Origin of the sequence: Mycobacterium sp. E1386 (assembly GCF_001672745.1) — a bacterium.
Lineage (GTDB): Bacteria > Actinomycetota > Actinomycetes > Mycobacteriales > Mycobacteriaceae > Mycobacterium.
The window spans coordinates 1-5,817 of sequence record NZ_LZKH01000162.1 but is presented as its reverse complement, the minus strand read 5'-3'; the positions used below and the strand labels follow the sequence as shown (position 1 = coordinate 5,817).

Here is a 5,817-nt window from a genome sequence, read left to right as displayed (position 1 = left end):
TTGTGCCGATGTGGGATCCGGAATTGTGCGCGGCCGAGGTGCGGCGTCTGGCCGACAAAGGCTGCAGGGCCATCAGCTTCCTCGAGGCACCGCACGCTTTCGGCTTCCCCAGCTTTCACAACGAGCACTGGGACCCGATGCTGACCGCGATGTCGGAGACGGGCAGCGTGCTGTGCATGCACATCGGGGCCAGCGGCGGCCTGATCACGCTGGCGCCTGACGCTCCGATCGACCATCACATCATCCTGCCCACCCAGCTCACGCTGATGGCCTTGCAGGACCTTATGTTCGGCCGTACCTTGCGCAGATTCCCGGACCTGCGTATCGCCCTTTCCGAGGGCGGTATCGGTTGGATCCCCTACTACCTCGAGAGAGCCGACCGACACGCCAAGAATCAACTCTGGATCGGTCAGGACTGGTCGGAGCGCTTGCCCAGCAAGGTATTTCGGGACCAGGTCCTGGCTTGCTTCATCACCGACCCGGCCGGCGTCAAGCTGCGCAACGAGATCGGCATCGACAATCTGGCGTGGGAGTGCGACTATCCGCACACCGACTCGACCTGGCCCAACGGCCCGGAGCAGTTGTTTGGCGAGTTCACGGCTGCCGGCGCGACCGACGAGGAAATCAACAAGATCACTCACGAAAACAGCTGTCGTTTCTTTGATTTCGACCCGTTCAAGCACACCGCGAAAAAAGACGCGACGGTGGGTGCGCTACGCGCCAGGGCCACCGACGTCGACCTGTCGACGGTGAGCAAGGCCGAGTACCGGGCCCGTGCCGAGGCGGCCGGCCGGGAGACGGTGCAGGTCTGATATGACGAGTACCGTCGATCTGCCTAAGATCTCGGCCGATGCGCACGTCGACGAGCCGCACGACCTCTGGTACGAGCGCCTCAGCGTGGACCTGCGCGATCACGCCCCGCGCCGCATTATGGCCAATGACGCCGGCGGGTGGAGCCTGGTCGTCAACGGCAGCCCCATCGGTTGGAACGAACTGTCGGCAGAAGAGGCAGCGGCCAAGGAGGCCGAGCGCGTGGCGGCCGCCTCGCCCGACGTGCGGCTCGACATGATGCGGACCGACCGCATCAACGCCGAAATCGTCTTTCCCACCATCGGGCTATACGCGTGGGAAATCGCCAATCCCCTTGCCGGGCAGTCGGTGTGCCAGGTCTACAACGATTGGATTCGCGAGCAGATCGGGGGACACGACCGGATCAAACTTGCGATGATGATCCCCACCTGGGACGCCGACATGGCCATCGCCGAGGTCGAGCGGGTGGCTGCCGATCCGTCGGTGGGTGGACTGCTGTTGCCGTTGGTCGGCAAGCCGGAGTGGAACTCCAAAGAGTGGGAACCGCTGTGGGGCGTCATCGCGTCGACGGGCCGGCCGGCCGTCATGCATCAGGGCAGCGGCCACGACATGATCTTCTATCGAGGGTGGGGGAGCGGCACGGCGAATCTTCTTGCCACGCAATCGATGGCGCCGCGCGCAGCCGCCTTGTTGAGCTGCAGCGGGATCCTGGAGCGGCATCCAGACCTGCACGCTGTCTTCGTCGAGTGCAACGGCGGATGGATCTCGTGGGCAATGCAGACGCTGGACTACTATTACCAGGCGCACGACGAGATCGGCTGGACCAAACCGAAACTTGCCGAACTGCCCAGTCACTACATCCGGCATCAGATCCACTCGACCTTTCAGGACGATCCCGTCGCGATTACGAACCTCGCGGATACCGGCGCCGAATGCCTGTTGTGGGGCAACGACTATCCCCACCCCGAGAGCACATACCCAGAGTCGGAGAAGATCCTCGACAGGCTCTTCGACGGCGTCGACATCGACAGTGCGCGGGCCATCGTCGGCGGAAATGCACGCAGGCTGTTCGGTTTTGACGAAAGCGTCCTGAAGGACGCCCCCTGAGTGGCCGTCCGATGAACGCAGAGTTCTCGCTTCGCCACCAGGATTACTCGCTCAGCGAGGAGCAGGCGGCACTGCGGGATTCTTTCCGGGCCTATTTCGAAAAGACCATCCCGACATCACGGGTTCGCTCGGCCGAACCGGGGGGGTTCGACGCGGCGCTGTGGGACGAGCTCCAGGAACGTGCCGTCGTTGAGATGGCGCTGCCGCAAGCGGTCGGTGGCGACGGGGCCGGCTTGGTCGAGCTGGCGCTCGTGCTCGAAGAGGCCGGCCGCCGCGCGGCGCCGGTGCCCCTGGCCGAGGTGTTGGCGGCGGCGCGCTCGCTCGCTCGCATCGACCCGTCATCGCAGCTGCTGGCCGCCATGCGCGATCGTGGCGCGGTTGTCACCCTCGCCCCGGGCACCGCCGACCGTCGGCTAGCACCCGCCGGAGCGATCGCAGAGGCCGTGCTCGCGCCGCAGGGCGCCAACCTGACGCTGGTCACCGGCCCGCCGGCGCCGACCCAGCCCAATCTGGCGTGCGCTCCGCTGGGCTGGCGCGAGGTTACCGGTGGCGCACGGGTGGGTTCGGCCGTCGAGTGGGACCTAGCTGAACGGGAATGGCACGTTTTGACGGCGGCCGCGCTGGTCGGGCTGGGCCAGGCCGCCCTTGACCTCGGCGTGCAATACGCCAAAGAGCGCACGGCTTTTGGCACCCAGATCGGAGCGTTTCAAGCCATCGCTCATCCATTGGTCGACGCCGCCAACAGCGTGGGCGCGGCCCGGCGGCTACTGTGGCGCGCTGCCTGGTTCTGTGACCACGAACCCGAATCCGTTGGTGCGCTGGCCCTGTGTGCCGTGCTGGCCGCCGGTGACGCCGCCGAGCAAGCCGGGGCCACCGCCATTCATACCCAGGGCGGCTTCGGGTTCACCCTTGAATCCGACGTTCAGCTCTACTACCGCCGGGCCAAAGGCTGGGCGGTGGCCGTCGGCGACCGTCGGACCCTTCTGCGACGCGTCGCCCGGTGGGCGCCGCATGTGTTGAAGGATGCTCTCGCGTGAATTTCGAAACGGTCGACCTCGACGACGACACCCTTACGTTCTGGCAGGAGGCACGCGCCTTCTTCGACGAACACGTCACCCCGGCGGTGCTGGAAGACGAACGGCTCCACGGCGGCGGATTCAACGAGGGCCTGCACCTGGCAATGGGGGCGCGCGGATGGGTCGCGACGCAATGGCCGACGTCCGAGGGTGGAGCAGGCCTGGACGCGTTGCGGGCGCGCATCGTCGCCACCGAATGGGCGCGCAGCGGTGCGCCCTACATCCTGGCCTCCACGACGTTGCTACCACCGATCGCCATCCGAATGTTCGGCTCGCCGGACATCCAGGCCGAGGTGCTGCCGCGGGTGGCTGACGGCACCGTTCGCATCTGCCTGGGTTACACCGAACCGGACTGCGGATCGGATTTGGCCGCGGTGCGCACCCGCGCGGAGCGGGATGGCGAGGAATGGGTTATCAACGGGCAGAAGATGTTCACCACCGGTGCCCAGTTCAGCCAATACTGCTTTCTCCTCACGCGCACCGACCCGTCGGCGCCCATGCACAAGGGCCTGACCGTTTTTCTTCTGCCTCTGGACACTGCGGGGGTGGAGATCCGGCCGATCGGCACACTGGGCGGCGAACGTACCAATTTCGTTTACCTGCAAGATGTTCGCGTCAACGACCGCTGGCGCCTGGGCGACGTCAACGCGGGTTGGACCGTGGTCGCCGCGCCGCTGAGCCAGGAACACGGCATCTCCGCCGACGGCAGTGACCCGACCACCGGGGGGCCCTACCTGGCCGAGTGCGAGAAGCTCCTCGCCGAGTTCGTTCATTGGGCCGCAACGCAACCGGGTCCCGCAGGCACATCCTTGCTCGACGACGCCGCAGTGGCCGAGCGCATCGGCGAAGCGCTCGTCAAGGTCGAGATGACGCGTTCGGCGTCGGGACCGCCGGCTCGCATCCTGTCCTCCGACCTGCTGGTGCAGACGGCGTCGGAGCTGATCGATCTCATCGGTCCGACAGCCCTTCTGCCGCGCGGGGCGGAGGGGAGTGCCGGCGACGGTGCATTCGAAGCAGGATTCCGATTCGCGCCAGGGACCGGCATCTATGGCGGATCCACCGACGTGGCGCGAAACGTGATTGCCGAGCGATTCCTGGGACTTCCCCGTAGCACACCGCGAAGGAACAAAAATGAGCGAAACGGCAGCGCTGTCGGCTAGCCACGACGAACAGTCCGACGACGCCGTGACGGAGGGCATTGCCGCCGAGGCCTTCGGGGGTGACTTCGCAGCGATGCTGACTGTCCCCGAACCACAGGAAGTGTACGCAGGCATCGGATCGACGCCGATAATCGTGATCGACGGCAATCACATTGTCGGCGCCGCCAAGAGCGTCGACGCTCTGACCCGCAGCCACGATGTGCGCGGATCGGGGGCAGTGGGCAATACGCAGAGCGCCGATCGCCCGCTGATTCCGCTGGACATCGACCGGCCCGAGCACACCAAATACCGCAAACTGCTTGACCCGATCTTTTCGGCGAAGGCGATCGCTCACCTGGAGACTGACGTAAGAACGCTCGCCGACGAGCTGATCGACAAGTTCATCGAACGCGGCCACGCTGACATCTACGATGAATTCTGCGCGATCCTCCCGTCCACGATTTTCCTGCGCCTCATGGGAATTCCGCTCTCCGAGCTGAACTACTTCCTGCAGAACAAAGACGATCTGCTGCGCGACGTCGACGGGGAAACCGTCGCGCAACGCGAGGCCAGGTACAAGGCGGCGGGCAAACGGTGCTACGCGTACTTCAACCAAGTTCTCGACGAACGCGAAGCGAGCGGCGAACCCGGGGACGACATCCTCGGCCGCTTCATGACAGCCGAAGTCGACGGCCACTCACTGACCCGAGAGAACATTCTCGACATCTGCTTCCTGCTGATGATCGCCGGCCTGGATACCGTCGCGGCGTCGCTATCCTGCATCCTGTCCTGGCTCGCGCGCCATCCCGACGAGCGCCGTCAGGTAGTGGCGAACCCGGAAATGTGGCCCGACGCCATCGAAGAGTTGATGCGTTGGGAGACCCCGGTGCCGGTGGCATCGCGCACTCCAACCGTGGACATGCAGGTCGGCGATACGACCGTGGCCGCAGGAACGCAGGTGACGGTGCTGTGGGCCGCTGCCAACCTGGATCCGGAAAAGTTCAAAGATCCTCTCAAAGTGGACCTGACCCGTCGGCCCAATCCGCATTACTCGTTCGCAAGCGGTTTTCACCGTTGTCTGGGAAGCCATCTCGCCCGGATGGAGCTGCGGGCGGCACTCGACCAATTTCACAAGCGTATTCCCGATTACGAGATCACGCCGGGCTCGTCGTTGAAATACGAAGCTCTTCCGGTGCGGCTGGCGCGGCCGCTGCCACTGAGTTGGGAGGTGCGTGGATGAGGCTGGAACTCGACAGCGGAGCTTGCCAGGGGCATGGCCGCTGCTACAGCCTCTCGCCCGCGTTGTTCGACGCCGACGAGGAGGGGCACAGCGTGCTGTTGGCGGCCGAGGTGCCAGTAGGGGAGGAGCCCTCCGCCACGAACGCCGTGCAGTCCTGTCCCGAGGAGGCCATCGCCCTTCATGACTGACCAGGCCGGCTCGACCGCGCGCCCCGACTCCGCGACGCCGACATCGTCGGATCGTCCGCAGATCCGAGCCGGATTCATCGGTCTCGGGGACCAGGGCAAGGGAATGGCAGATCGGCTCATAGCCTGCGGGGTGCCCACGACATTGTGGGCACGCCGGGCGGAATCGCTTGAGCCCTACCGCGGTTCTGCGGCGTCGTTCGCGGAAACCCGGGCCGAGCTGGGGGCCAACAGCGACGTGGTCGGGATCTGTGTGGTCG

At 65.5% G+C, this 5,817-nt stretch carries 7 protein-coding genes; all 7 read left to right on the top strand.

Annotation, left to right across the window (positions count from 1 at the left end):
• Nucleotides 1-812: amidohydrolase family protein (locus A5709_RS16430; protein ID WP_156768079.1), on the top strand; the 812-nt coding region annotated here is incomplete at its 5' end.
• Between the two features lies 1 nt (nt 813).
• A complete protein-coding gene (locus tag A5709_RS16425; protein WP_068011719.1) occupies nt 814-1,917 on the top strand; it encodes an amidohydrolase family protein in 1,104 nt (367 codons plus the stop codon).
• 11 nt (nt 1,918-1,928) lie between these two features.
• Nucleotides 1,929-2,954, top strand: a complete 1,026-nt coding sequence (locus A5709_RS16420; RefSeq protein ID WP_067946339.1) for an acyl-CoA dehydrogenase family protein — start codon at nt 1,929-1,931, stop codon at nt 2,952-2,954.
• Nucleotides 2,951-4,153 (top strand): acyl-CoA dehydrogenase family protein, encoded by a 1,203-nt coding sequence (locus A5709_RS16415; protein WP_068120818.1) that lies wholly within the window; start codon nt 2,951-2,953, stop codon nt 4,151-4,153. Before A5709_RS16420 ends, A5709_RS16415 begins: the two co-directional genes overlap by 4 nt.
• Nucleotides 4,125-5,372 carry a cytochrome P450 gene (locus A5709_RS16410; RefSeq protein ID WP_082953495.1) on the top strand — a complete coding sequence of 416 codons (1,248 nt, stop codon included), beginning with the start codon at nt 4,125-4,127 and terminating at the stop codon, nt 5,370-5,372. The genes A5709_RS16415 and A5709_RS16410 overlap by 29 nt, the downstream gene beginning before the upstream one ends.
• On the top strand, nt 5,369-5,560 hold the full coding sequence (locus A5709_RS16405; protein WP_067946335.1) for a ferredoxin: 192 nt from the start codon (nt 5,369-5,371) through the stop codon (nt 5,558-5,560). The genes A5709_RS16410 and A5709_RS16405 overlap by 4 nt, the downstream gene beginning before the upstream one ends.
• A partial coding sequence (locus A5709_RS16400) for an NAD(P)-binding domain-containing protein (RefSeq protein ID WP_369806131.1) occupies nt 5,553-5,817 on the top strand: 265 nt, incomplete at its 3' end. The genes A5709_RS16405 and A5709_RS16400, both read left to right, overlap by 8 nt.

Coding starts and splice junctions, on each gene's coding strand:
- A5709_RS16410 (WP_082953495.1), top strand. CDS start 4,125: ATGAGCGAAACGGCAGCGCTGTCGGCTAGCCACGACGAACAGTCCGAC.
- A5709_RS16425 (WP_068011719.1), top strand. CDS start 814: ATGACGAGTACCGTCGATCTGCCTAAGATCTCGGCCGATGCGCACGTC.
- A5709_RS16405 (WP_067946335.1), top strand. CDS start 5,369: ATGAGGCTGGAACTCGACAGCGGAGCTTGCCAGGGGCATGGCCGCTGC.
- A5709_RS16420 (WP_067946339.1), top strand. CDS start 1,929: ATGAACGCAGAGTTCTCGCTTCGCCACCAGGATTACTCGCTCAGCGAG.